The 26,035-nt window shown below is 63.8% G+C and carries 23 protein-coding genes; 7 read left to right on the top strand and 16 right to left on the bottom strand.

Features of this window, described 5'->3' with window-relative positions; genetic code table 11:
- Positions 1 to 8 precede the first annotated feature (8 nt).
- The gene (locus tag VI123_RS06210; RefSeq protein ID WP_336337162.1) at positions 9 to 1,022 is read right to left on the bottom strand and encodes an NADP-dependent oxidoreductase; all 1,014 of its coding nucleotides are present in this window, start codon (positions 1,020 to 1,022) and stop codon (positions 9 to 11) included.
- 156 nt (positions 1,023 to 1,178) lie between these two features.
- Positions 1,179 to 3,404, bottom strand: a complete 2,226-nt coding sequence (locus VI123_RS06205; RefSeq protein WP_336337161.1) for a CDC48 family AAA ATPase — start codon at positions 3,402 to 3,404, stop codon at positions 1,179 to 1,181.
- 200 nt (positions 3,405 to 3,604) lie between these two features.
- On the opposite strand from VI123_RS06205, the gene VI123_RS06200 reads away from it, so the two are divergent.
- Positions 3,605 to 4,021, top strand: a complete 417-nt coding sequence (locus VI123_RS06200; RefSeq protein ID WP_336337160.1) for a universal stress protein — start codon at positions 3,605 to 3,607, stop codon at positions 4,019 to 4,021.
- Between the two features lie 69 nt (positions 4,022 to 4,090).
- On the top strand, positions 4,091 to 5,365 hold the full coding sequence (larC, locus tag VI123_RS06195; RefSeq protein ID WP_336337159.1) for a nickel pincer cofactor biosynthesis protein LarC: 1,275 nt from the start codon (positions 4,091 to 4,093) through the stop codon (positions 5,363 to 5,365).
- 2 nt (positions 5,366 to 5,367) lie between these two features.
- Here the strand turns inward: larC and VI123_RS06190 are convergent, their stop codons facing one another.
- The 4 genes from VI123_RS06190 to VI123_RS06175 all read right to left on the bottom strand — a co-directional run bounded on the left by VI123_RS06190 (position 5,368) and on the right by VI123_RS06175 (position 10,353).
- On the bottom strand, positions 5,368 to 6,153 hold the full coding sequence (locus VI123_RS06190) for a hypothetical protein (RefSeq protein ID WP_336337158.1): 786 nt from the start codon (positions 6,151 to 6,153) through the stop codon (positions 5,368 to 5,370).
- 219 nt (positions 6,154 to 6,372) lie between these two features.
- On the bottom strand, positions 6,373 to 7,380 hold the full coding sequence (locus VI123_RS06185; protein ID WP_336337157.1) for an ABC transporter permease: 1,008 nt from the start codon (positions 7,378 to 7,380) through the stop codon (positions 6,373 to 6,375).
- Entirely contained in the window at positions 7,381 to 8,982 is a 1,602-nt protein-coding gene (locus VI123_RS06180) for a sugar ABC transporter ATP-binding protein (RefSeq protein ID WP_336337156.1), read from the bottom strand.
- A 6-nt stretch (positions 8,983 to 8,988) separates the two neighbouring features.
- On the bottom strand, positions 8,989 to 10,353 hold the full coding sequence (locus VI123_RS06175) for a sugar ABC transporter substrate-binding protein (RefSeq protein ID WP_336337155.1): 1,365 nt from the start codon (positions 10,351 to 10,353) through the stop codon (positions 8,989 to 8,991).
- A 265-nt stretch (positions 10,354 to 10,618) separates the two neighbouring features.
- Here VI123_RS06175 and radB point away from each other — a divergent pair, with 265 nt between their 5' ends.
- Positions 10,619 to 11,326, top strand: coding sequence for a DNA repair and recombination protein RadB (gene radB, locus VI123_RS06170; protein WP_336337154.1), 708 nt, complete (start codon positions 10,619 to 10,621; stop codon positions 11,324 to 11,326).
- Between the two features lie 208 nt (positions 11,327 to 11,534).
- Here radB and phoU read toward each other — a convergent pair whose 3' ends face one another.
- The 8 genes from phoU to VI123_RS06130 all read right to left on the bottom strand — a co-directional run bounded on the left by phoU (position 11,535) and on the right by VI123_RS06130 (position 18,738).
- On the bottom strand, positions 11,535 to 12,215 hold the full coding sequence (gene phoU, locus VI123_RS06165) for a phosphate signaling complex protein PhoU (protein ID WP_336337153.1): 681 nt from the start codon (positions 12,213 to 12,215) through the stop codon (positions 11,535 to 11,537).
- A 125-nt stretch (positions 12,216 to 12,340) separates the two neighbouring features.
- Entirely contained in the window at positions 12,341 to 12,649 is a 309-nt protein-coding gene (locus VI123_RS06160) for a hypothetical protein (RefSeq protein ID WP_336337152.1), read from the bottom strand.
- A gap of 53 nt (positions 12,650 to 12,702) precedes the next feature.
- Complete coding sequence (gene trkA / locus VI123_RS06155; protein ID WP_336337151.1) at positions 12,703 to 14,034, bottom strand: Trk system potassium transporter TrkA; 1,332 nt, start codon at positions 14,032 to 14,034, stop codon at positions 12,703 to 12,705.
- Positions 14,035 to 14,168: 134 nt separating this feature from the next.
- Positions 14,169 to 14,297 (bottom strand): hypothetical protein, encoded by a 129-nt coding sequence (locus VI123_RS06150; protein ID WP_336337150.1) that lies wholly within the window; start codon positions 14,295 to 14,297, stop codon positions 14,169 to 14,171.
- 214 nt (positions 14,298 to 14,511) lie between these two features.
- Entirely contained in the window at positions 14,512 to 15,048 is a 537-nt protein-coding gene (locus VI123_RS06145; RefSeq protein WP_336337149.1) for a DUF7344 domain-containing protein, read from the bottom strand.
- A gap of 48 nt (positions 15,049 to 15,096) precedes the next feature.
- Positions 15,097 to 15,801, bottom strand: coding sequence for a DUF7344 domain-containing protein (locus tag VI123_RS06140; RefSeq protein ID WP_336337148.1), 705 nt, complete (start codon positions 15,799 to 15,801; stop codon positions 15,097 to 15,099).
- A gap of 380 nt (positions 15,802 to 16,181) precedes the next feature.
- The gene (locus tag VI123_RS06135) at positions 16,182 to 17,876 is read right to left on the bottom strand and encodes a helix-turn-helix transcriptional regulator (protein WP_336337147.1); all 1,695 of its coding nucleotides are present in this window, start codon (positions 17,874 to 17,876) and stop codon (positions 16,182 to 16,184) included.
- Positions 17,877 to 17,979: 103 nt separating this feature from the next.
- The gene (locus tag VI123_RS06130) at positions 17,980 to 18,738 is read right to left on the bottom strand and encodes a helix-turn-helix domain-containing protein (RefSeq protein WP_336337146.1); all 759 of its coding nucleotides are present in this window, start codon (positions 18,736 to 18,738) and stop codon (positions 17,980 to 17,982) included.
- Between the two features lie 348 nt (positions 18,739 to 19,086).
- On the opposite strand from VI123_RS06130, the gene VI123_RS06125 reads away from it, so the two are divergent.
- The 4 genes from VI123_RS06125 (at position 19,087) to VI123_RS06110 (ending at position 23,712) form a co-directional block, all read left to right on the top strand.
- Entirely contained in the window at positions 19,087 to 19,926 is an 840-nt protein-coding gene (locus VI123_RS06125; RefSeq protein ID WP_336337145.1) for an RNA ligase family protein, read from the top strand.
- A 70-nt stretch (positions 19,927 to 19,996) separates the two neighbouring features.
- Positions 19,997 to 21,412 carry a DUF4330 family protein gene (locus tag VI123_RS06120; protein WP_336337144.1) on the top strand — a complete coding sequence of 472 codons (1,416 nt, stop codon included), beginning with the start codon at positions 19,997 to 19,999 and terminating at the stop codon, positions 21,410 to 21,412.
- 49 nt (positions 21,413 to 21,461) lie between these two features.
- The gene (locus VI123_RS06115) at positions 21,462 to 21,911 is read left to right on the top strand and encodes a hypothetical protein (protein ID WP_336337143.1); all 450 of its coding nucleotides are present in this window, start codon (positions 21,462 to 21,464) and stop codon (positions 21,909 to 21,911) included.
- 694 nt (positions 21,912 to 22,605) lie between these two features.
- On the top strand, positions 22,606 to 23,712 hold the full coding sequence (locus tag VI123_RS06110; RefSeq protein ID WP_336337142.1) for a glycosyltransferase family 4 protein: 1,107 nt from the start codon (positions 22,606 to 22,608) through the stop codon (positions 23,710 to 23,712).
- 15 nt (positions 23,713 to 23,727) lie between these two features.
- Here the strand turns inward: VI123_RS06110 and VI123_RS06105 are convergent, their stop codons facing one another.
- The gene (locus VI123_RS06105) at positions 23,728 to 24,645 is read right to left on the bottom strand and encodes a glycosyltransferase family 2 protein (protein WP_336337141.1); all 918 of its coding nucleotides are present in this window, start codon (positions 24,643 to 24,645) and stop codon (positions 23,728 to 23,730) included.
- A 115-nt stretch (positions 24,646 to 24,760) separates the two neighbouring features.
- The gene (locus VI123_RS06100; protein WP_336337140.1) at positions 24,761 to 25,870 is read right to left on the bottom strand and encodes a glycosyltransferase family 4 protein; all 1,110 of its coding nucleotides are present in this window, start codon (positions 25,868 to 25,870) and stop codon (positions 24,761 to 24,763) included.
- Between the last annotated feature and the right edge of the window lie 165 nt (positions 25,871 to 26,035).

Here is a 26,035-nt window from a genome sequence, read left to right as displayed (position 1 = left end):
CGCGTTTTCTACCGCTCGGCGACCTGCACGAGCTGCTTGCCGATGTTCTCACCTTCGAACAGCCCCAGGAACGCGTCTGGCGCGCTCTCGATGCCCTCGGTGACGGTTTCCCGGTAGGAAACCTCGCCCGACGCGACCCACTGACCGAGCTGTGCCGTCGCGTCCTCGAACCGCGGCTCGAAGTCAGAGACGAGGAAGCCCTCGACGGTCGCCCGGGACTGGAGGACGTGGGTCAGCTTGCGCGGCCCCGTCGGGAGCTCCTCGGCGTTGTACATGGATATCTGGCCGCAGACGGCGACGCGGGCGTCGGTGTTGAGCTGCGTGAACACCGCGTCGGTAATCGGGCCGCCGACGTTGTCGAAGTAGGCGTCGACGCCGTCCGGTGCGGCCTCCTCCAAGGCGGCCCGGTAGTCGTCGGTCGCCTTGTAGTTGATACCGGCGTCGAAGCCGAGGTCGTCTTCGAGGAACGCGACCTTCTCGTCGGAACCGGCGAAGCCGACGACGCGTGCGCCCTGGAGCTTGGCGAGCTGGCCCGCGACGGACCCGACCGCCCCCGCAGCCCCGGTGACGACGAACGTGTCGCCGGCCGAGGGTCGGGCCACCTCTCGGGTGCCGAAGTACGCCGTCAGGCCCGGCATGCCCAGCACGCCGAGCGCCGTCGAAATCGGCGCGAGTTCGGGGTCGACCTGTGTGAGGGCCGGCCCCGGTGCCGTGGCGTACTCCGCCCACTCAAGGTCGCCGGTGACGACGTCGCCCTCGTCGAAGCGTGCGCCGTTCGATTCGACGACCTCGCCGACGACCCCACCCCGGAGCGCGTCGCCGACCGCCCAGGGGTCCGCGTACGATTCCCCGGCACTCATCCGGTCGCGCATGTACGGGTCGACGGAGAGATACAGCGTCTTGACGAGCGCCTCGCCGGGCCCCGGCTCCGGGACCGCCTCCTCGGAGAGTTCGAACGTGTCGCGGTCAGGGGTCCCTTCGGGGCGCTTCGCCAGCCGATAGACGCGGTTCGTGTCGGACATCACGCCCCGTACACTCGGGACCAGAAAGGGGGCTTCGAAAGGAGAAACAAACACCGGTTGTATAATTTATCTAATAATTGTACACCGGTGTTACGTGACCCGCTGCTGGGCGTCCGGGCGACCGGAAAACGAGACACGTGAAACGCCGATGGGGCCCTACTGGAAACCGATGCGGCCGCCGGTGCCGGTCCGGCGCTGCGGGCTGGAGCCGCCGCGGAACTCCTCTTCCATCTGCTCGTAGTACTCGCGGATGTCGTCGGTGATGGTCGGGCGCACGCTGTCCATCGCCTGCCGGAAGTGGCGCATCTCGACTTCCTCCGCGTCGTCGTCTTCGCGGAGCGCCTCGATTGCGGCCTCACGGGCGATGGATTCGAGGTCCGAGCCGACGAACCCGTCGCTGACCTCGGCCAGTTCGCGCAGGCTCACGTCGGGCGACAGCGGCGTGTCGTCCGTGTGAATCTTCAGTATCTGCTCGCGGCCCTCGATGTCGGGCTCGCCTATCATCACCAGCCGGTCGAACCGGCCCGAGCGGATGAGCGCCGGGTCTATCATGTCCGGCCGGTTGGTCGCGCCGATGACCATCACGTCCTCCATCTCTTCGAGCCCGTCGAGTTCGGTCAACAGCTGATTGACGACGCGCTCGGAGACGTTCGACCCCATCTCGCCGCCCCGACCCGGAGCCAGCGAGTCGAGCTCGTCGAAGAAGATGATGGTCGGAGCGACTTGGCGGGCCTTCCGGAACGTCTGGCGGATGGCCTTCTCGCTCTCGCCGACCCACTTGCTGAGCAGTTGCGGGCCACGGACCGAGATGAAGTTCGCGTCCGTCTCGTTGGCGACGGCCTTCGCCATGAGCGTCTTCCCAGTCCCGGGCGGGCCGTACAGCAACACCCCCGAGGGCGGCGTCACGCCCATGCGCTCGAACTTCTCCGGGGAGTTCATCGGCCACTCGACGGCCTCCTGGACCTGCTCTTTGGGCTCGCTGAGACCGCCGACGCTGTCCCAGGACACCTTCGGGAGCTCCACCAGCACCTCCCGCATCGCCGACGGACTCACCTCGTTGAGCGCGCCCTTGAAGTCGTCGCGCTTGATTATCATCCGGTCGATGAGGCTCGGCGGGATGTCCTCCTCGTCCAGGTCGATTTCGGGGAGGTACCGACGGAGCGCCTTCATCGCGGCTTCCTTGGTGAGGCTCTCGATGTCGGCCCCGACGAAGCCGTGCGTGTCCGTCGCCAGCTTGGCGAGGTTCACGTCGTCCGACAGCGGCATGCCGCGGGTGTGAATCTGGAGGATTTCCTCCCGGCCCACTTCGTCTGGCACGCCGATTTCGATTTCGCGGTCGAACCGGCCCGGACGGCGCAGCGCCGGGTCCACGCTGTCGACGCGGTTCGTCGCGGCGATGACGATGACCTGGCCCCGCGATTCGAGGCCGTCCATCATCGTCAGCAGCTGTGCGACGACCCGGCGCTCGACCTCGCCGGTCACGTCCTCGCGCTTTGGCGCGATGGAGTCCAGTTCGTCGATGAAGATTATCGAGGGCGATTCCTCGCTCGCGTCCTCGAATATCTCGCGTAACTGCTGTTCGGACTCGCCGTAGTACTTCGAGATTATCTCGGGGCCGGCGATAGAGAAGAAACTGGCGGAGGTCTCGTTGGCGACGGCCTTCGCGAGCAGGGTCTTCCCGGTGCCGGGCGGCCCGTGGAGCAGGACCCCCTGTGGCGGCTCGATGCCGAGTTTCTTGAATATCTGGGGGTGTTTCATCGGCAGTTCGACCATCTCGCGGACCCGCTGAATCTCGTTCTGGAGGCCGCCGATGTCCTCGTAGGTGATGCCGCCGCCGGTCTTCTCGAACCCGGAGATGGGCTCCTCGCGGAGTTCGACCTCGGTGTCCTCGGTGATGAGACAGACGCCCTCGGGCTCGGTCTCGACCGCGATGAGCGGGATGGCCTGGCCGGGCGAGCGCATGAACGGGTGGTTCGTCGAGGACATCACCGGGACGATGTCGCGCTCGACGACCGGCCGTTTGAGTATCTGCCGTTTGACCATGCCGGCGGCGTCGGAGCCGAACTGGACCGACGCCTCCTCCGGCGGCGCGAGGACGAGCTTGTCGGCCTTCTCGGCCTCGGCCTTGCGGATGGTGACGCGCTCGCCGATGCCCACGTCGGCGTTCTGGCGCGTGAAGCCGTCGATGCGGACGGTGTCGGTGTTCCAGTCCTGCCGGTCGGCGCGCCACACCTTGGCCGCGGTCGTGTCGCTCCCTTCTATCTCGATGATGTCGCCGGGGGAAAGCTTGAGGTGCAGCAGCGTGTCGGGGTCGAGTCGGGCGATGCCGCGCCCCGAGTCGTTCGGGTACGCCTTCGCCACTTCCAATTGGACTTCGTTCATAGTAGAGCCTGCTTACAACGAACTCGGGTAGCCCCGGAGATATGCTTTATGCTACCGGCGGCCAAGACGCAGGGCGACGGGTTTATATGATACCTAATAACACACCGCACAGCACACCGTCATAGCCTCCGGTTTGGGTGGCGGTGACACAGGCTGCCGTCATCGCCGCGTTTCATAAGGCTGGACGCGATAGCGCCGATATGGTATTTCTCGTTCCCTTCGACGGGTCACCGCTCGCAGACGCCGCGCTCGACCGCGCCGTCACCTACGCCGAGGCGCTCGACGAGGACGTCGTCGCCGTCGCGTTCATCCCCACCGGGGCCGACTACGCCGAGCGCCGCCGCCGCGTCGACCCGACCGAGGACTTCGCCGCCGAAACCGCCGCGGACGACCTCCGGCGGAAAATCGAGGAGGCGACCGACGACTCCGAGCTCCGCTACGACGACGTGAGCGCCCACTCGACCAGCGAACTGTCGACGACCATCAGACAGACCGCCCGAGACGTCGACGCCAGCGTCGTGTTCCTCGGCAGCGACGACACCGAAGACATCGTCGTCCCCATCGGCGAGGTCACGGACGGCGAGTCCTACGACGTCCACATCGTCCGTCGGACCTGACACGGCCGCCGCGCTGTCGGTGGAACCGCAGTATGAGGGCTTTTACTCGCGGGGCGCGACGCCCCGTGTATGCGAACACTCGCTTTCGACGGCCGGATGGGCGCTGCCGGCGACATGCTGCTGGGGGCGCTCCTCGCCGCCGGGGCCGACCGCGAGGCCCTGTCGCCGGTCGAAGACGAACTCCCCGTCGAGTACGCCGTCTCCGAGGTGGACCGGTGTGGCGTCGCCGCCACGCGCGTCGACGTCCTGCTGTCCGACGCTGACGTGGCCGACGACGGGTCACACGACCACGCGCACGACGACCACTCGGGTTCTCACGCCCACGACGACCACGACCACGTTCACGCCGAGGGCAATGGCCCCAGCCGGACGTACGCCGAGGTCGTCGAACTTGTCGAGGGGCTGGACCTGCCGACGGCGGTCAGAGCGGACGCGCTGGCAATTTTCGAGCTTCTCGGCGAGGCCGAGGCGTCGGTCCACGGGACCGACCTCGACGACACGCACTTCCACGAGGTCGGGGCCGACGACGCCATCGCTGACATCGTCGGGGCCTGTCTCCTGCTGGACGACCTCGACGTCGAGCGGGTCGTGACGACGCCGCTGTCGACGGGGGGCGGCACCGTGGCGATGAGCCACGGGACCTACCCGGTGCCGACCCCGGCGGTGGTCGAAATCGCCGAGCGGGCCGACTGGTCGTTGCAGGGCGGCCCCGTCGACAGGGAACTCCTGACGCCGACCGGGGCGGCGATTCTCGCCCACGTCGCCGAGGGGGCCGAGTCGCTGCCGTCACTCGCCGTCGACGCCTCGGGGTACGGCGCTGGCGGGTGGGACCTCGACGACCGCCCCAACGTCCTGCGGGCGATGGTCGGCGACAGCGCGGGACAGCTCCGCCGCGACGAAATCACGGTGCTGGAGACGAACGTCGACGACGTCCCGCCCGAGGTGCTGGGCGACCTCCAGCGGTCGCTCTCCGAGGTCGGCGCGCGCGACGTGTCGGTCGTGCCGACGACGATGAAGAAGTCCCGGCCGGGCCACATCGTGAAGGTCATCTGCAAGCCGGCCGACGCCGAGCGGGTCGCGCGCCGCCTCGCCGAAGCGACCGGGACGCTCGGCGTGCGCGAGTCCGGGGCCGGCCACCGCTGGGTCGCCGACCGGGCGTACGAGACGGTCGCGCTCGCCGTCGACGGGGCGCAGTTCGAGGTCACGGTCAAGATTGCGAGCGACAGCGACGGCACGGTGTTCGACGTGAGCGCGGAGTACGACGACGCCGCGGCCGTCGCGGACGCGACCGGACTCCCCGTCCGGGACGTGATGCGGCGGGCCGAGCGGATGGTCCGAGAGTAGCGCTACTCGCCGGCCGCATCCGAGTCGGAGCCGCCCTCGTCCCCCTCTCCGGCCGCAGTGTCGCTATCGTGTTCGGCCAGCGCCTCCTCGACGGTGAGCGCACCGGTTGCGACCTTCCGGGCCAGCCCCTCGCTGATGGCCCGGTTCGTGTCGCTCTCCTCCCGCGAGCGGTCCTTTATCTTCTGGAGCTCCCCCGCGGTCGGCTCGATGGTCCGGCTCTCGATTTCCTCGCCGTCGAGACGGGCGATGTTGACCGCGGCCAGCACGTCGCCCATGCCGCGCGTGCCGGACCCGAGATACGGGGTCGTGCCCGTCTCGTCGACCAGTTCCACCGGCACGGACCGGATGTCGTCGATGATGCGCGCGCCGACGAGCCGCGCGCCGTCGCCGATGCGGACGACCGGGTCGACGGCGTCCTCGACCTCCTCGCGGACGATTTCGCCGGCCTCCGCCGCGGGCACCTGAAACGCCGCGACGACCATGTCACCGTTGAGAACCGCGACGCCCGGTCGCTCGCCGGGGTCGATGCCGATGACGGTGCGCCCGTCGTCGCCGCGCAGCGTCGAGATGACCGCTTCGACGGCCTGCCGCGGCGCGTCCGGGGCCGCCTGCACGACGTCGACACCGTCGGGAACCTCGACCGACTCTCCGGCCGCGATGACCGCCACGTCCGCGCCATCGGGCCACTCCTCGCCCGGTTCGATGGTGGTAAACGCCACGCCGCGGTCGCGGAGCTCGTTGACGACACCGTGGTACACCTCGAAGTCCTCGGTGGCGACGACAATCACGGCCGGACTTCGGCCGCCGATTACTTACAGATATGGGAGGGGACTGGCCTCGGTCAAACGTACGCTGTGGAACCAGAACAGTGTCGGACGGGTCTTCGGTGAGGCGGCCCACGAGGCGGCTGATTCCCGGTCCGGTTCGGCCAGGTCAGTCCAGACACCGCCGACGACCGGTTCGGTTCCCCGCCTCCGCGTGAAATCGGTCCGTCCGGGACCAGTCAGTCACTTCACGATGTCTATTTTCCGGCGGTCCATCGACATCGCGACGGCGATGATGACGACGAACCCGAGGACGATGTCCTGGACGAACGACTGGATGCCGATGAGGTTCATCCCGTTGGCGAGGACGCCTATCACGAGGACGCCGAGGAGGGTGCGGTGTGGGCCGCCGACACCACCGGTCAGGGCAGTCCCGCCCATGACGATGGCCGCGATGGACTGCAACAGGAGTCCCGTCCCCATGCCGGGCGCGGCGGAGGCGGTCCGTGCGGTCAAGAGCGCACCCGCGATACCACAGAGCAGCCCCGAGACGAGGAAGGAGCCGATCTTGTAGCGGTCGACGTTCACGCCCGAGAGGTCGGCGACGGTCTCGTTCTCGCCGAGCGCATAGCAGTACCGGCCGAACGGCGTCTTGAACGCGACGAAGACGAACAGGACGTAGAACAGGAACCCCCAGATGACGAGGTTCGGGACGCCGGGGATGACATAGCCCGTCGCGATCCACCTGACGCTGGGGTCGCGGTAGGGTATCGAGGTCCCACCGGTCATCAGCAGTGCGGTCCCCGAGAGAATCGACAGCGAGCCCAGCGTCACGAGGAACGACGGGATCTTGAACTTCGCGAACACGATGCCGTTGAGCGTCCCGAACACCGTCCCAGCCACGACAGCGGCAAGCAGGCCGAGCAGCCCCAACTGGAAGTCGGAGATGAGTATCGCGGCGATGACGCCGGTAATCCCGACCATCGACTCGATAGAGAGGTCGATGCTCTGCTGGAGTATCGGGAAGGTGCCGGCAAGCGAGACCAGCAGGAGGATGGTGCTGTTCCGGAGGACGTTATCGACGAGGTTCGAGAAGGTCAGGAACACCGGGCTGGTGAGGCTGAACGTGACCATCAGCAGGGCCAACAGGGCGAAGGGCCCGAGGTCGATGACCCAGTCCTGAAGCGTCCGGTCGGCGGCGAACTCCTCGAACCGATCCCGCAACGCGGACTGTGATGTACGCTCTGACATTTAAATCATCTCGGTTATGAGGTCTGATTCGGTCGGCTTCCCGCCCGGCGGGGCGTCGACGACGTCGACAAGCCGGCCCTTCTTCATCACGCCGATACGGTTCGACATCCCGATGACTTCGGGGAGTTCGTCGCCGATGAACACGAGCGAGACGCCGTTCTCGACGAGGTCACGACACACCCGGTAGACTTCCTCTTTGGCGGCGACGTCGATACCCCGAGTGACGTTGTCCAGGATAAGGATGTCAGCCTCGCGCATGAGCCACTTCCCGAGGACGACCTTCTGCTGGTTCCCCCCGCTCAGTTGGTGGACGAGCGTGTCGATACTCGGGGTGCGGATGTCCAGTTCTTCGACGGCTGCCTCTGCCAGCGCTACCTCCTTGTCGTGGTCGACGAGGTTGAGCGCCGAGCCGATACCGTAGAGAGTGTCGGTGACGCGGTCGGTACCGATGCTTGGCAGCGAGATATTCATCGGGAGCGATTGGTAGAGCAACAGTCCCTCGGACTTCCGGTCTTTGGGGACATAGCCCAGCCCGGCGTCGACCATATCGGACATCGACCCCGGCTCGATGCGCTCGCCGTGGATGCGTATCGTCCCCGTATCGGGCGGGTCGACGCCACAGAGAACGCGACCCAGGGCGCTCTTCCCACAGCCCTCGACCCCGACCACGCCGAATATCTCTCCCTCGTGCAGCGTGAACGACAGGTCAGTGAGCGCGTCCTCGCGTCCGATGCCCTCTGCCCGCAACACCGTCTCGGCGTCGTCGCTTATCCGGCGCTGACGGTCCGTCCGGTAGTACTCGTCGGCCGTCTCGCGGCCGACCATCGCCTGCTGGAGCGTCGACTCGGTGGCCTCGTCGGCCGACTCCTCGCTGACGAGCGCGCCGTCCTTGAGGACGTATATCCGGTCGCTTATCTCCAGCACCTCGTCGAGTTCGTGGGAGACGAAGACGAACGACGCCTGGTCGCGGAGTTCCTCTATCCGCTCGAACAGCAGTTCACGGCTGTCTTCTTCGAGGCCGGCGGTCGGTTCGTCCAGCAGGATTACGGGGTTGTCGGTGTGGATGGACTCGCTGAAGGCTTTCGCCACTTCCAGCATCTGGCGCTCGTTGAAACTGTAGGACTTGACCGGTTTCGCCACGTCGAAGCTCATGCCCAAGTCGTCGACGATCTGCTGGGCGTCCTCGCGCATGCTGTCGCTGTCGATGATTCCCCCGCGGGCGTAGTCCGGGATGCGCCCGAGATAGAGGTTCTCGTAGCCGGTGAGGTTGGGGACGACGTCCTGTTCCTGCTTGACGATAGCGATACCACGCTTGGCGGCGTCGCGTGGGCCACTGATTTCGACCGGGTCGCCGTTGATGACGATGCGGCCCGCGGTCGGCTCGTAGATGCCAGTCAGCAGTTTCAACAGCGTGCTCTTCCCGGCACCGTTCTCGCCGACGAGGCCGACTACCTCGCCCGTCCGGATGTGCAACGAGACATCTTTGAGTGCGTCGACGTTTCGGAAAGATTTCGAAAGCCCCTCGACCCGGAGGTGGGCCCGCGTCTCGCCGGCCGACCTGCTCTTCGTGACGGTGTCATCCGTCGCCGTGTTAGCTACCATCGTCGACTATGCGTACGGGTTCAGCCCGTTCTCGAATCGCTCCCGGTAGTCCTCCTCGACGCGGTCGAACAGTTCAGTGTCGTCGTAGACGTCGGGAACCTCGTAGTTCGACGGCCTGTTCTCCTCGGTCCAGAGCAACTGGCTGAAGTCCTCCTGGCGAATCGGGACCAGCAAGTTCTGTGGGTCCCAGTCATCGCCGCTCAACTCGTAGGACATCGCCTCCCAGTCGTAGGGTGACTGCCCGTCGCTGAACGCGATGTCGAGGTACTGTGACGGTTCGGTGAACGAGACGTCCAGACCGCTGAACGTGTCCTGTGAGAGGCCGTCGTTGAGAATCATGACCCCACCACCGAACATCATCCGCTCGGGGGCTTCGGGCCGCCAGCCGTTGAGCCAGTCGTACCCTTTGACCACGGCGTAGCCGCCCTGCCAGAACGGCTGGGCGGCGAACGTCCCGGCGATGTACGGCTCGCCCGAGTCGGCCGACCGGTCCCTGATGAGTTCGGTCGTCTCGCGGAAGCCGTCGTACCCGACCACGGGCACGGCCATGTCGTTCTCTTCGAGGACCGAGATGGCACCGAGCGCGACGCCGTCGTTCTGACCGTAGACGCCGTCGATGTCGTCACCGTACTGGGAGATGAAGTCGGACATCGCCTGTCGGCCCGTCGAGCGTGTCCACTCGCTGGGAATCGGGCCGCCGAGGCGCTCGATGTCCGGGTAGTCCTCCATCGCCTGCTCTACCCCCGCGTTGCGGTGTGACCCAACGTGGCCCGGCACCCCCGTGATGTGGACGAAGTTACCCGACCCACCCATCGCCTCGAACAGCACACGCGCGGTGGCCGCGCCAGTCCGGACGACCTCCGGGATCTGGTACTGGAGGAACTCGGGGCCGCTGTCCATGGGTGTCCACCAGTTGGCCATCGTCCAATAGGAGGTGAACGGAACGCCCCCCTCGGCGGCCGTCTCGGCGACCGACCGGACGCCGGAGTTCTGGTAGGCCGTCCCGGTCAGGATGTCCGCACCGGCCGCGATAGCCGACTGCAACTGCGATATCTGCTGGGACTCCTGCCCGCCGTGCCCCTGATAGTCGACCGTCAGCCCCAGCGCAGACGCCGCCTCCTCGGCGCCGGCGAGGAACGTCTGCCAGATGTCGTTCTCCAGGTTGTCCGGCGAGACGAACGCCTGGTCGATTTCGCCGTCGTACGACCACTCTGTCGAGGTCGAGCCGCCACCACCGCTACCGCTGCCACCGCCTCCGTTGCCCCCACCGTCACTCGCGCACCCGGCAAGCCCAGCGGCACCGATAGTGCCCAGCGCCTTCAAGTACGTCCGCCGGTCCGCCGTGCCGTCACCAGTCTCGTCGACTACCATACATGTTTGTTTGTTACAAAGATAATAATACTTTGGTCGCCGGGTTAAATTAGAGAACTAGCCGGTCATTTTTTGAATGCCTGTCTTCGTCTCGAACAGCCCGGCGATATCATCGTCCCCGAGTGAGGGCGGGCTGACGGTTCGCGACGGCCGAAATCGACGACGTGTCGCTGGCCGAGTGGACGCAGGCCCAGCGCTCGCCGAGGCCTGACAGCGGTGCCGGCAGGTACGAGCGTTTTTATCCGAACCCGCACAATCCCAGTCCGTGAGCGAGTACGTCCCGACCGGGTGCGACGCTATCGACGGCCTGCTAGGTGGTGGGCTCGAACGCGGCGCGGTGACGCAGGTGTACGGCCCGCCGGCGGCCGGCAAGACCAACTTCGCCCTGTCGGCGGTGATGGAAGTCGCCGCCGCCGGCGACGCGGCGCTGTACATCGACACCGAGGGGCTCTCGGCCGACCGGATGGCGCAGGTCGCCGGCGGCCGCGCACGCGGGACCGCACAGACGGTCGACGACCTCGCCGGCCGGCTCATCGTCACAGAGGCGCTCGACTACGACGAGCAGGCCGAGGCCGTCCAGGACGCCGCCGAATTCGCCGCCGAGGTCGAACTCATCGTCCTCGACAGCGCGACCGGGTTCTATCGGCTCCGCCGGGACGACGCGGACGGCGGCGAGACGCTGCGGGACGTGGCCCGCCAGATTACCCACCTGCTCTCGCTGGCCCGCAAACACGACCTCGCGGTCCTGTTTACGAACCAGGTGTTCACCGACCCCGACAGCGACCGCTCGACGGCGCTGGGCGGCCACACCCTCAACCACTGGTCGGGCGCAATCGTCCGCCTGGACCGCTTCCGGGGCGGCAACCGCCGCGCCACGCTGGAAAAGCACCGCGCCAAGCCCGCCGGCGACACTGTCCAGTTCCGCATCACCGACTCGGGACTCGTGGGCGACGACGCGGTCGAACCGGCGTAAGGAAGCCGGAGCGGATTCGCCAGCCCGTCGAAAACGCCCCCGAGTGGCGGCTGTGCGGTCACGGACGCATACGGCGAGCGCAGCGAGGGGTTTCACCGGAATCGAGGGCTGTGGCCGAGATTCCGGCCTTTTTAGCGTAGATTTTTGCGCCGAGCGGTACCCGCAGGCCGTCGATGGCGGTCGAGGATACCCGAGGTCGAAAAAGGTACTAGTAGATGAGGTCGTCGTCGTTCTCGACCATGTACAGCGTCCGCGCGGCGATGTTGACGGCGTGGTCCCCGACCCGCTCGATGTCCCGAATCGTCAGCAGGAGCCGGGACACGTCGGCCATCAGCTGCTCGATATCCTCCTCGCTCGAGTCGGTGTCTATCTCCCGCTCGATGAGGTCGCGCACGACCGTCTCCGAGGCGGCCTCACAGCGTTCGTCCACTTCGTCGTCGATGTCGGCGATAGCGTAGCACTGGTCTGCGTCCTCGTTACCGTAGGCGTCCATCGCGTTTTCGACCATCTCGATGGTCACGTCGGCGACGTCCTGGATGTCGACCTCGGGATACACGTCGCGTTCGGCTTCGAGCGAGTACTCGCCGAGGTTCGTGGCGAGGTCGCCGATGCGTTCGAGGTCGGTGATGATTTTGAACGACGCGGCGACGAACCGGAGGTCCGACGCGACCGGCTGTTGCAGCGCCAGCAGGTCGATGCAGTCCTGTTCGAGGTCGAGATACAACTGGTTTATCTCGTGGTCGCCCTCGATGACCTCCCGGGCCATCTCCTCGTCTTTCTGTTCGAGCGCGTCCAGCCCCAGCCGGAGGCGTTCGAGGACGATTTCGGACATGTAGAGGACGTCCTCGCGGAGCGAGTTCAGTCCCTCCTGATAGGAATCGCGTGGCATAATCCGGAATGTGCTAGTGGCATGCATCAGCCTTTCCCTTCTCCCAATATCTCCCGATACCGGCCGCTGCGACGGTAGAGAACGTTCACATCCCGGATATTGCCACGTCCGATGGCGAAAAGCGACTACGGTGACACGGTCCCGGCGTCGTCGCGGGGACGGACGTCGAGGGCCGTCGCCGCGCCGAGGGTCGTCCCGCCTTCGACGCGCTCGACGCGCAACAGGACGTCCTGCGGTGTGGCACAGCCACAGCTGACGAATTCCGCCCACTCCTCCCCGACAGACACCGGCCCGCCGTGTGCCCGTCGGAGGTACTGCTGATAGGTGTCTCCGCGCAGTTCGTCGAGTATCCACTCCGTATCGACGCCGGACCACGGGTCCCCGTCGTCGGCGGGGGCAAACGAGAGCACGACACGGTCTGCGGTCGATGGCATACCGTCCTCGAGGCGGTAGCGAGGCTTAACCCCTCGGGGGACTCCCGTCGGCGCTACAGTTTGTCGTTGACCGCCTCCAGGCAGGCGGCTTCGACGAACACCACGACGTGGTCGCCGGGTTCGATGACGGTGTCACCGCGCGGGATGACCAACTCGCCGCCGCGGCTGATGGCCCCGATGACCACGCCGGTCGGCAGCTCCTGGACCGACTCCCGAATCGGCCGCCCGGCGAGGATGCTGTCGGCGGCGACCTCGATTTCGAGCACCTCGGCGCGGTCGGACTCGATGATGGCGACCTTCGTCGCGTCGTACTCCCGGGTGAACCGCGTTATCTCCTCGGCGGTCGTCTCGCGGGGGTTGACGGCCACGTCGACGCCGACGGCCTCGAACAGGCTGACGTACTCGCCGGAGTTGACGACGGCGACGGTCCGCTCCGCGCCGAGGCGCTTGGCCAGCAGCGTCACCAGGAGGTTCTTCTCGTCGCTGTCGAGCGTCGCGACCACGGCGTCGGCGTCCTCGACGTGTTCCCGTTCGAGGAACTCGCTGTCGGTGGCGTCGCTCTCCAGCACGGTGGTTCCCTGGAGGGCCTCCGCGAGTTCGCGCGCCCGGTCGTGGTCGCGCTCGACGAGCCGCGGTTTGATGCCCCGGTCTTGGAGCAGCCGCGCGGTGTGGTAGCCGACGTCGCTGCCGCCGACGACGAGGACGTTCTGGGTCGAATCCGACTCCGGCGCGATTTCGGTCGCGAACAGCCGGACGCTCTCACAGCTCCCGATGACGACGATGTCGTCCCCCTCCTTGATGACGGTCTCCCCGCGCGGGATGATGACCTCGTCGCCGCGCAACACGGCGGCGAAGGTCAGCGACTCGTACCGGTCGGCCTCCGCGACGGTCAGGTTCGTGATGGGGCTGGATTCGCGCACCTCGAACTCCCCCATCTGGACCTGCCCGTCGACGAACGTCTCCACGTCGCGGGCACCGGGGAGCCCGATGACGCGGGCGATGTTCTCCGCTGTCAGCAGGTTCGTCGCCACCATGTGGTCCACGCCGAAGGCACCCCTGGACTTCTCCCAGGTCCGGAGGAACTTCGCGCTCTTGACGCGGGAAATCGTGAACGGGTCGGCGGCCGTCACCGCCGTCCCGCAGGTGACGATGTTCGTCTCGTCGTCGTCGGTGCTGGCGATGAGCACGTCCGCCTTCTCGATGCCGGCCTCGGTGAGCGTGTCGAGTTCCGCGCCATCACCTTCGACACCGAGCACGTCGGCGTCGTACATCAGCGCCTCCACGCGGTCGGGGTCGATGTCGACGACGGCGACTTCGTGGCTTTCGGCGAGGCTCTTTGCGATGTTCGACCCGACCTCGCCCGCACCGACGATTACGATATACACGGCTCCGCCTCTGCCTGATACATGTGCACCAGGTTTCCACCGATGGGTGAAGTGTATTTTCATCCGGCCGGCGAGCGGTGGAGCTCCCCAGCCCGGACGCCGCGCGAGAAACCGACCCCGAGAGGGACCGACGCTTACCGCTCGTCTCGAAGCGGCACGTCCACCCAGGGATGAAGGGGGGACCGACGGTGGAACCGTTCGACCGCGTCGAACGATTCTTTCGTCTCCTCGATTGCCTTTCGCATGCTGGCGTAGTCGGTCATACCCACTCGTACGTCTCCCCCCGCTTGATTATATGCTTCTTTACGTCCGCTGTCCGGCCGGTAGAGACGTGCTTCTGTCCCGTGCGCCGGCGTTCGCTGTTGCCGCTCGTGACGGACGCAGACGGCATACAGCAGTCGCTCTGTAGCGTCCGCCGTAGTAGCAGGTGACTACTGTCGGTCGTCACCGGGACAGTCGTCCAGCCGACAGGCGGGCTCAGTTACTACCCGTGGCAGTGGACGCGAGTACGAGAAGGTGACCCGCGACCAGTCCGAGAAGCAGTACCGTCCTGACCGTCGGTGGGCTGACGACCGCGGCCCCGCCCAGCACGACCGTCGAGGCGCTCGCCGCGAGACCGACTCGAAAGGTGTCGCTCGCTACTCCCTCGTCCGTGCTGGCCGCTTCGAACTGGCGTCTGATAGCGTCGAATCTGGAGCCACGGCGGACCTGCTTTCGCTCCCGCTCGTATTCGACTAGGCCGACGGCGTCGAGTTTGGGAAGGTGGGTCTGACAGAGGGAGACGTACACGCTGTCGTAGAGGTCGTCGCTGTCTGTCTCCGCGTCGGCGACCGTACGCGCCACCTCCCGGCCCAGGGCACTGACCGACTGCGGCGTCTCGTGTGCGGCCAGGCACTGCAAGCAGGCTCGACGGCGCTCGTTGCCGAGAAGTTCGAACATCGTCGCGTCGTCGAGACCGTCCCCGTCCGTCCCTTCGGCAGCGGGGGCATCGTCGACTCCGGCCGTCGGGGACACGCGCCCTCCGGATGTGCCGCTGAGTCCACGCATCTGTCCGGTGTGCGCTTACGGCCCCTGGCCGAAGACGGTCCGCAGACGGTCTGCGAGCGACTGGGGCCCCGACAGTGCGAGCCGGTGCCCCAGCGCCAGCAGCAGGAACGCCGCGCTCACGACCAGAGCGAGAGCCACGCCCGGGACCGCGGCCCCACTGACCGCGACGCCACCGACCGCGACCAGCGCGGCACACGCCGTGCCGAGATACCGTCTCGACCACTGCTCGCCGGGGTCGTGCCCGCCGGTCGGGGCGCTCGGCTCGGTCGACGGTACTGACTCCACGGCCGGCGTCGTCGACAGGAGCGAGGGCTCCTCGTCGAGGTACCCGTCGAAGGAGTCCGCCAGCGCGGTCGCTTCGACGAGTCCGCGGTCCTGGTTGTAGTTGACGACGCCCGCGTCGTCCATCTTCGGGAGGTGTGACTGGTACAGCGCGATGTAGACGCGCTGGCGCTGTTTCGAGCGGAGCGAATCGACCGTCGTGTCGTGTTCCAGCGCGGCGATGTGCTCGGCGATGTCGCTCATCTCGGCCGGCCCGTCGCCGGAGTACTCGTGGAGGTACTTGAGGACCAGGCGGCGGCGACGACACTGGAGGACGTGGAAGAGGTCGTCACGGGTGAGGTCGTCGCCCGACGCAGACTCCGAAGACGGCGACTCGTCGGTCGCGGACTCCTCAGCCTCGGTCGTCGTGGGTTCGGAAGTCGTTTCGGCTATCGACATGTTCGGTTCTCCCTTTCCCAGCCTCCGACATATACCGGGTCGACTGTTCCGCCGGTTGCGACTGTTTCACCGATTTAACGGGCCGATAATGACCGACTTACCGCGAATCGGGGTCGGGTAAAAAGGCGTTTTCGGGCAATCTATCCGGCGTATTCGGCGCTTCAGTCACTGGGAAGGGGTTTCTGACTGTTTCACACGGGGTATCGAACTGTTTCACCGCGACGACGGGGAATTCGCCCCTTCGAACAGACAGAATGCGGCTACGACTGTTGCCGGGACCGCGCCGTGAGCGGCACTCGGCGCTCACTCGCCGCGAAACCGCCGTCACTGCACGGCGTCGGCACTATCGGCGCGGCTCTCCCGGTCGGGTGTGGGTCGGCTTATCCACCGGGCGCCGGTGGCTTGCTGTCGTCCGCGTGGGGCGAGTTCGCGGCCGCGGGCTTTGCCCGCTCCAGGCAGATGAGGTTCTCTCTGCCGAGGCGGATTTTCACCACCGTGTCGTCCTCGACCATCTTCGAGAGGAGGCGGCTGACCTTCGCTTTCGACCAGTCGGTCGCGTCGACGATTTCCGTCTGGCGCATCCGGCCGCTCTCGGCCCGCAGCATCGACTTCACGAGCCGTTCGTCGGGGACGTACCCGTCCGCCCGCTCGAACGCCTCGGCCGCGGTGTCGGCGTCGCTGCCCTCGCCGTCGGACGCCGCCGCGTCCGTGGCCTCGATGTCACGGTTGACCGCGATGATTTCGCGGTCCAGTTCGAGGGCCCGATAGACGAACAGCCCAGCGGCCGTCGAGAGGTCCGTGACCCAGCCGCGCCGTATCGCCGCGGTCGTGAGCCCGATGCCGACGAGGAACCCCAGAAGCGAACTCGTCACCCAGGCGGGCGTCAGCGCGCTGTTCGGGTTCGTCCCCCAGGCGACCTCCTGGTGGTCGGTCAGGAAGTCGCCGTCCGTATCGGACGCGAGGGGGTCCGTTCCGAGGGCCGAGACCTCCTGCCCGTCGCTGAGGCCGTCGCCGTCGGTGTCCGCGGTTGTCGGGGACGTACCGACCGACAGTTCGCGTCCGTCGTCGAGCCCGTCGCCGTCCGTATCGCTCTCCGTGGGGGCGGTGCCCGCGTCGAGTTCTCTCCCGTCCCCGAGGCCATCGCCGTCAGTGTCCGCGACGGTCGGGTCCGTGCCCAGGGATAGCTCCCGGCCGTCGGCGACGCCGTCGTCGTCGGTGTCGGCCTCCACCGGGTTGGTGCCGGTCTCCAGTTCCCGCCCGTCGACGACCCCGTCGTTGTCCGTGTCGGCATCAGTCGGGTCGGTCTCTCCGGACGCCTCGCGCTGGTCGGAGAGCCCGTCGCCGTCCGTGTCGGCGACGGTCGGGTTCGTTCCCAGGGCCAGTTCGCGTTCGTCCGAGAGCCCGTCACCGTCCGTGTCGACGTCCAGCGGGTCGGTGCCCTGTCGAAGCTCGGTCCTGTCTTCGACCCCGTCCCCGTCGGTGTCAGCCGCCGCCGGGTCGGTCCCGCGCTGATGGACCTCCGCGCCGTCCGAGAGCCCGTCACCATCCGTGTCGGCGGTAGTGAGAGCCGTCCCCTGCGCGACTTCGTTCCCGTTGGTGAGACCGTCGGCGTCGAGGTCACCGGCGCGCTGAATCGGCTGGAGAGACACCGACCGCGTATCCAGCGTCCCGTTGGCGCTCGTGTTGTAGAGCGAGACAGAGAGGGTGTCGAGCCCGGTTGACCCGGGAGTCGAGAGGGCCGCAGTCCCGTTCGGTCCGACCGGCGTACACGTCGCCGAACCGTTCGCCCGCGCACAGACCGCGAGTCCCTCCTGTGGTGAACTGACCGCCACCGACAGCCGGTAGCTGCCGGCTCGCTCGCCGTCTATCCGCTCCCAGACGTAGGCGGTCCCGTTCGGTCCGGTCCCGACAGCCTGTGTGGCCTCGACCGCCTGTATCGCTGGCTCGGTGTCGTCGACCGTCGCCGTGTATTCGGCGTACTGGCCGGTCTCCGCGGCGGCGACACCTGCGGAGGCAGACGCGACCGTCGACAGGAGAAGGAAAGCGCATATCCCGCTCACGATTCGGTGTCTCATACAGTACGGGTGTCACAGGGGACCAATATCCTTTTTGGCACGTCCACCCCCTGCCACGGACCGCCACACCTGACAAATCAACGATAAAACCACTCTCGCCGGTTCACTCCTCGGAGAGCCCGAGTTCCGACCCGATGACCTGGTCCATCCCGCGCCGAATCCGCTGGGACATCGCCGACGGGGAGATGTCGAGTTCGTCCGCCAGTTCGGCCTGCGAAATCCCGCGGGGCACGTCGAAGTACCCCTCTCTGTGGGCCGTCTCGAGCGCGACCTGCTGGTCCGCGGTCAGGCCGCAGGCCCCGGCGTTCGCCTCGCCGCTGGTCCAGTACAGCCGGTCCAGCCGGAACGAGACGTCCCGTTCGGCACACTCGGTTCGGAACTGCGACAGCGCCGACCGCGACCGGAACTGCGCGTGCACGTGCCACTGCCCGCCGGCCCCTTCCATGTCGAGGACCCGCCCGCCAGCACGGACCAGCGGCGGTGTGCCACGGACGGCGCTGTCCGCGAGCGCAATCCTGTAGACGCGCTCCGTCTCCGTCCAGTCCAGGGCGACGGCGTCACACACCGTGCCGTCCCGTTCCAGTTCCGTTTCGAACCGGTCGAGCGTCTCGCCCGCCGCCGTGACGACGAGGAAGGTCGTGGCCCCATCGTCGACCATCTGTTCCGGACGGACGGTCACGCCCGGACTGCGCTCGGTCGCGTCCGTCAGCACCAGGTCCGGGTGACCCAGACACAGTTCGACGCCGAGGCTCTTCTCCCGCGTCGCCTCATCCGTCTCCGAACGGTTTGCCGGCCCGCACCCAGCGCCATCGGCTGGCTGGCCCGCCTCGGTCGCCGACCCCTGGTCGCCGGTGTTGTGCATACGGAGTCCAGACGAATCGCGCACAAGGCCATTACTGCTATACGAATAGCGTGTGAGAAGCGGGATGCTATATTGATAGCCGAAGGCCGGCATCATCTTTCGCTCGTACCGCTGTCCGCCACCAGGGGACCCTGCAATCAGGGAAACACTCTCACTGCTCCGGAACAGACGTGGAATATGGGCGACCCTGCGTGCTACCGCGACTACTGCCCGTCCTGTGATGCCCAGCTAACCATCACCGATGGGGAATGTCCGAACTGCGGAGCGACGGTAGAACCCCACGAACGATAGAACACCGTGGACGGACGCCGTCGGTGGCCGGTAGCTAGAGTCCGCGATGCACAAACAATGAAACAGTTCCCGTCGATTCCACGCGCCGACGACGCTCCTGCGGCTCCCTTCGAGGAGGGACACCTGTGGATTCTGGAGAAGGTCGACGGCGCGACCATGCGCTTTCAACTCCAGCAGTCGGGGCTCCTTCGCTTCGGCGACCGGAGCCGCGTCTACGACGACCCCGACGCGGTGCCGGCCCCGTACCGCCACGCCGTCCGGCACGTCCGTGACAACCTCGACCGCGACGCGCTCCGCAGCGCCGTCGACGACGTCGAGGCGTACGTCTTCTTCGGCGAGGCGATGCACCACCACACAATCGACTACGACTGGGACCGCACGCCGTCGTTTCTCGGCTTCGACGTCTGGTCGGCGGCGGACGACCGGTTTCTCTCCCCGGACGTCGTCGAGGGTATCTACGAGCGGCTCGGCCTCCAGCCCGTCAATGCGGTCGAACGGGAACGGCGGGCCAAGGAGTTCGACCCGGCCAGCTACGAGATGCCGCAGTCGGCGTGGTACGACGGCCCGGCCGAAGGCGTCGTGATTCGGAACAAGCGCGGCGGCCGTGCGAAACTGCTTAATCCCGACTTGCAGGAGGTCGACAAGCCAATCCCAGAGGATGCCGACGCGTCGGCGCTGGCCCGCCGATACGCGACGGAACAGCGGTTCCGGAAGCTCGCTGCCGAACTCGAAGACCGCGAGCAGACAGTGACGGTCGAGACGCTCTACGAGCGAACCCTCGAAGACATCGTCCGGGAAGAGCACAGGCGACTGTATCACGGTTCGGACCCGGTCGATATGGGGACGTTCCGCTCCGAAGTGGCAGCGCTGGTGCGGGCGTTTCTCGACGACCGGTAGCGGTCCGCTCGCCGACTCAAATGAGTCGCACAACGAAACACCCAAACCACTCCGAAAAAATGCCTACAGCATGGCAGATAGTCGTTCGTCGGCCCTCCTCGACGAGGATGGGAACATCTTCGGTCTCGTCAATGTCGTCGATGCATTGGCCGTCCTGCTCGTCGTCGCAGTCGTCGTGGCAGGCGCCGCGCTCGTCCTCCAGCCCGAGCCTGAGTCACCTCCGCCGAACACGACCAACGTCACCCTCGACCTCGGGACGCAACCGTCGTACATCGTCACAGAGATCACTGAAGGCGATACGTACAGTCCCGGCGGCGATTCCGAGCTCACGGTCACGGACGTTCACGTGACTCCCCAGGGCGATCAGACTCGCGTCATCGTCCGTACCACGCTTCAGGGACCGCCCGACGGTGACAGCCTCACGTACGCGAATGCACCCCCGCGTCTCGGCCGGCCGCTGACCGTCGCGACGAGCCGCTACGAGGTCCGCGGCCAGATACGTGCCGTCGGTGGTAACGACAGCCTCGCCCAAGAAGACACGACCGTGGTTCTCAGAGACACCATGGCCAGCGCCGAAGCGCGAGACGTCACGCCCGGTGATGAAGTTCGACTCGCCGGGCGCACTGTCGCGACCATCGAGGACGTCGCTGCATACGCGACCGAGGACCCGACCGAGCAGACCGTCTTCGTCGAGGCGACACTCGACACACACCGACAGCAATCCGACCGCCGGTTCGGCGGCACACAGGTCCGGCGCGGACAGTCGGTCACCCTCCCAGCCGAGGACTACACGCTCGACGGGCGCATCGAACAGGTCGGTAACGGCCTTCAGTCGACGACCGCCGATGTGCTCATCGAGACCACCGTCGACACCGAAACGGCCGACCGTCTCGCCACCGGCGACGTCGCTACCGTTGCCGGGTACGAGGCCGCCGAAGTGCGAACGGTCACCACGTACGCGACACAGAACCCCGACCGCAAACGCGTGTTCGTCGGTCTCTCGCTGGCGACCCTGGAAAGCAGCGGCCGCCAGCAGTTCGGCAGCGCCGCCGTCCAGCGCGGGAACGACATCACCGTCTCGACAGAGAGCTACGAACTCTCCGGCACCATCGACCGCGTCGGCGCACTCGAACCCCGCGGGGCGGTCACCAATCGAACGGTCACCCTGCGGATGACCGACATGCGCGCGGATATGGCCGACGCGATCAGGCCCGGCATGACCGAAACCAGCGGTGGCGAAACAGTTGCTCGCGTCAGTCGCGTCTCCACCGAGCCGTCTGTCATCATCACGACGGGTGACAACGGTTCCGTCAACGTCGTCGACCACCCGTACCTGCGAGACGTCACCATCACGACCGAACTCCGGGTCCGTGAGACGACGAGCGGTGTCCAGTTCAAAGGCGAGTCCGTCCAGCAGGGCTCGACGGTCGTCATCAATCTCGGGACGATAACCATCGAAGCGACGGTCGTGAGCGTCGGGCTCTGAACGACATCACAAACCGTATATCAACCCACTCAAATCTGTACACAATCGGATGTCCGAGGAATCCGGGTCGCTAAACCCTATTGAAGCCATCGGGGAGAGAATCGGCACGATTAGTGACGGCTCACGGACCGTTGACGCCGTGCGAACGCTCGGCTCTCGGACGAGTGCGTTCGTCAAGGAATCGTATTGCTACCGCTGGCTCACGAAGGAACCCGACCCGGACGTCATCGTCATCGACCTTCGCGAGACGTACGCCGTTGGGCCCTTTATTACACTGCTGGATATGCTCATTCCACATATCGAGAATGCGTGGCACCACTCGAAGGTGGGGTCGGTCGCAAGACGTGCGTTCGAACGGCTTAGCGAGGCGGTGTTCGACCCGCTTTCGGAGACACGGGGCTACGAACTCGCAGTCGCTCTGTTGACACCGCCGGAGCCGCCAGAGCAAACGCGTACTGCTGGTGGGGAATCGGAGTCTACCGAAGACAACTCGTCCTGACCGACATATCTAGGCTACTTGCTGTGATTCAGAGTAGTGATATCCCGCCACGGAAGTCACTGAATACATCGTGAATTATCTTTGTGAGGAACTGACAACGCAAGAGAAGGAACTGACGATCTTCAGATCAATACGATAAATTCTACCCGACGCTATTCATGAGCGTTCGTGGCTTCGTTATGGTCTGCTCCTGAAAACGCTAGTCAGTAATAAGATCGGAGAGACGGTACCTAAGATTTGATTGACAAAATGTGCAGGCAGTTAGACCAGATCGGTAGGATTCATATCGTGATGTTCAACAAGATTGACCATCTGAAGGGAAACATGCTTCTGTACCAGCTTGTCCCGGCACGAGCGAACGGTCACGTCTTGAACGCAAAGGTCGGAGTAGTTGGGATCTGGGATGTCGTGGAAGCGAACGCGTGTCTGTGAGAGGGGAAAAGACAAAGTAATTAACATCGGCGGTACGGACACCGTTTGGGAAACTCGTGGATAGCTCACATTACTACTCCCGGTATGCACACCAAGGATAATATCGAGTGGTAAAAAAGTATATATTTCCCTGCTAAATTTCTAAACACAAACACGGTCACTGATGAGAAATCGGACTATTACGAATAGACGCATAGTAGATGAATAGAAATATACAGAGTAAAACCAGCGGGGCCTACACTGTTACACGACGAGTCATAGAATGGATATTACGATAGTCTGTACGCATCTGGGCCACGCACGTGGTGGTGCAGAAATCAACGATCTGCATCTTGGTTCGGAGTTTGAGGAACTCGGGCACAGCGTTACCTACACGTTCCAGCGAGATAAAAAGCGAAATCCAATCGAATTCGACCGACGTTGTGCCCCTGTTAGCTGCCCCTACCTGTATGGAATCAGTTATGATATGCCGGAACCGCTCGGGAAAGTGCTCCGGCATCTAAATCAAGAATTGTTCGTTCGAAGGCTAAAAAAACACCGTCCGGCGTTATTTAGAGACACAGATATGATTCTCACTACTGGACGTCCAATTCTCACACGGTTATCATCGATAGCATCGGCCCCGGTGTTCCACGCTGTACGTGGGTCGGTGAATTCACGGTATCACCGGCATCTGAGGCGCGCAGATGGGCTTGTATTCTGGGGAGGTTGTGAGGAAAGCTACGAGGATCCGGATATGTTTGAAACACCATATATTACCATAGATCCCGGAGTTAATACAGACCTGTTCTACTCTTACACCAACTCAAGTGTCCAAGCTCTATCGAGAGATGAAGCAGTGCCACAGTTGCTGTTCGTAGGTCGCTTAGAACCGGTAAAACGTGTAGACCAGATACTTCAAGCAGCATCGATATTACGTGACGATGGGATACCGTTCCATTTGACTGTTATCGGAGATGGCTCGCAGTTCGAGTCGCTCAAGCAGACAGCCTCGGAATTAGCGATCGAGGATGTCGTCAGATTCACTGGACGAGTCCCACATGAAGATATACCGGACTATCTCAACGCTAGTGACGTATTCGTGCTCTCCTCACGGATGGAGAATCACCCAATCGCCCTGAAAGAGGCTATGGCCTGCGGGACGTACGCTGTCGCACCGGATACAGGCCGTATCCGAGAGATGCTGGACAGCGAGAATCGTGGCCAAGTATATAAACCAAACACTGCAGAGTCGCTGGCTGCTGTATTAGAAACGGTCATAAGCACCGAGGCTTATGAAATTTCGACAAACACTGGACCGGCACAGGTGGCTGGGTGGCGAGAGAACGCAGAAGAGCTCATCAAGTTGTATCGGACAGTCACTGGCTAGCTATCACACCTTGTACTATTGATTAAGAACTCCCAACAAAAACACGAATGGGGCAGCGATCATGCCACAACCGATTTGCCAGTGGGCCCGTACGTCGCCGTCGACAGCGGGTGCCAGGAACTGTCTCAAGGTTTCTCCGAAATATGCCCAAACGAACAGTGGCCAGAGTATCTGTCTGCCCCAGTTTCGGAATATCCTGATTCGGTTTTTTCCCCGCTTCACCCCGAACGCGAAGTCGCCCTCCGTAATACCTGTTTCGTCGTGATCAACTGTCAGCCCGGGATCTATCAATAGCCGGTAGCCAGCGCGCTTGAGTCGCCAACCCATTGCGATGTCCTCAAGCGCTTCACGTCCACCTTCCCAATGTGGAAAGGGGTGGTCAACGAGGACAGACCGTTTATAACTCGCGTTGTTCCCCGAGAGCCAATCGGCGGCTGTTGTGCCGGAGACGTGTCCCCATGATTGCATGCCACAACTGTTGATACGCCACCGACCTTCGGCCAGATAGAATAGGCTGTTATACAGCTCCTCAACCCAGGACGGTGTCCTTAGCTCATCGTCGTAACCTCCGATGCCAGCCAGATCTGAACTATCCAGCGACTTGTACATCTCACGCAGTCGGTTGATGTACGACGGTGCAAGGACGACATCGTCGTCCAGAAAAAGAACAATGCTGGAGGAAGCAACTCGTGCACCGGTATTCCGTGCTGTCGACGTACTTGTGGGTCCCGCCGAGGTGGTTACTTCGAGTTGGACTGTCGCTGGGAGTAGACTCCTCATGACGTCGCTGGCGAGAGAGTTCGTACCGTCGTCAACCACAACCACTTCCGCTGGAACGCTTTCCTGTTGCGATATCGAACGAAGACAGTTTTCGAGTTTCGAAGGCCGGTTTCGGGTGGCAATCACAACCGAAATGCTGTATTGGTCAGTCATAATTAATTCTGTGAGGTTCTTGTGGAAAGCAGACAGATAGCGATATAGAAATATGGCAGAAGGAGACTTTGCTCCAGCGATGACATCGGCTCATATTATAGTTCATCCTGGGTCGTTATACTTCGATCGTTGAAAAGAGACGCCGATACAGTTCGGCGTTTCGCTGAGACGTTGCTCGGTCCGGTAACGTATCTGTTATGAGATTCTCTCCACCTCTAAGTAATAGTTCACCGAGTTCACGATTATCTGTACCGATATTTGACACGTGTGTAATCACTTCACCGCCGGAGTCCGTCGCAACAACTGGGAGGTTGAAGTAAAGACTCTCCAACACAGTGTTGGGTAGTCCTTCTGTGTTAGAGGGCTGGAGGAAGATGTCGGCCGCTTTGTAATAGTAGTGGATATACTCGTGCTTCACATGGCCAGCAAAGTGAACTCTTGGCCCCTCAAGAGCACGCTCGACCAGTTTCGCTTTTTCACCACCTGCCCCGACCAGAAGAAAGTGGATATCGTCACTGCGGTTGAGGACATAGTTTACCGTTTGAATCAGCCGCTCTGCCCCCTTCTCATTGGAGAAGCGACCCACATAGAGTATTACAGGAATGTCTGCAGGGATGTCGTGTTTAGCACGCACTGAAAACGCCGAATCTGGATGTGGTACTTCCTCGGTCTGTGGCGGTTGTGGGATAATATGAATTTTTGATGAAGCGACACCTCGGTTGACGAGTTTGTCCTCTGTTCTCGGTCCGAGGACGATGACACGACTGGCCAGTTGAACAGCGATATATCCGAAGACGTTGTTCTGTACGAATGTGTTCAGGCGCTCAAACGGGCTACTCTGATATCGGTAGATTTCAAACATATCGCTCGTAACGCGGACGACTGACGGTGTCGAGACGAGACGCCCAATGGTAGTAACAAGAAATCCGTTAACACCCAAATTACCGAATGAAGCAAGAACGTCCGGTTTTTCTCGATGAATATATAGAAGTAAATTTAACGCTGTCACTGGCAGGAGTAATAAAAGTTGGAGGGGCCTGGACGAACGCTGACGTGGTAGATAGCTGAAAATAGAAAACCAGTCCGCAATTCTGTCGCTAACCGACTCAGCACCGACAATATCGACGTCGTTGTCAGTCCCGATAGCTGAGCAGATTCCAAACGTAATTCGTTCCGGGTTGTACGACGTGAGGTCCGGAATAGTCAAAACGCCGATCTTCGACATTACCTTTCGAGTGGCCATGATTGGACTAAACGCTTTCGATGGGAGACATATCGTTACATTAGTCATTACGACGAATCAAGCCGCCGCATCGGATTGTACTACGTCCTCCAGAAACCGACTGGTGACGAGTGGACTGCAGTCAAAAAAGAAATTGTGAGAGTAACC

The organism is Haloarcula sp. DT43, from assembly GCF_037078405.1.
Taxonomy (GTDB): Archaea; Halobacteriota; Halobacteria; order Halobacteriales; family Haloarculaceae; genus Haloarcula; species Haloarcula brevis.
The sequence above is the reverse complement of the archived record's forward strand: the minus strand, read 5'-3'. Positions and strand labels throughout refer to the sequence as shown.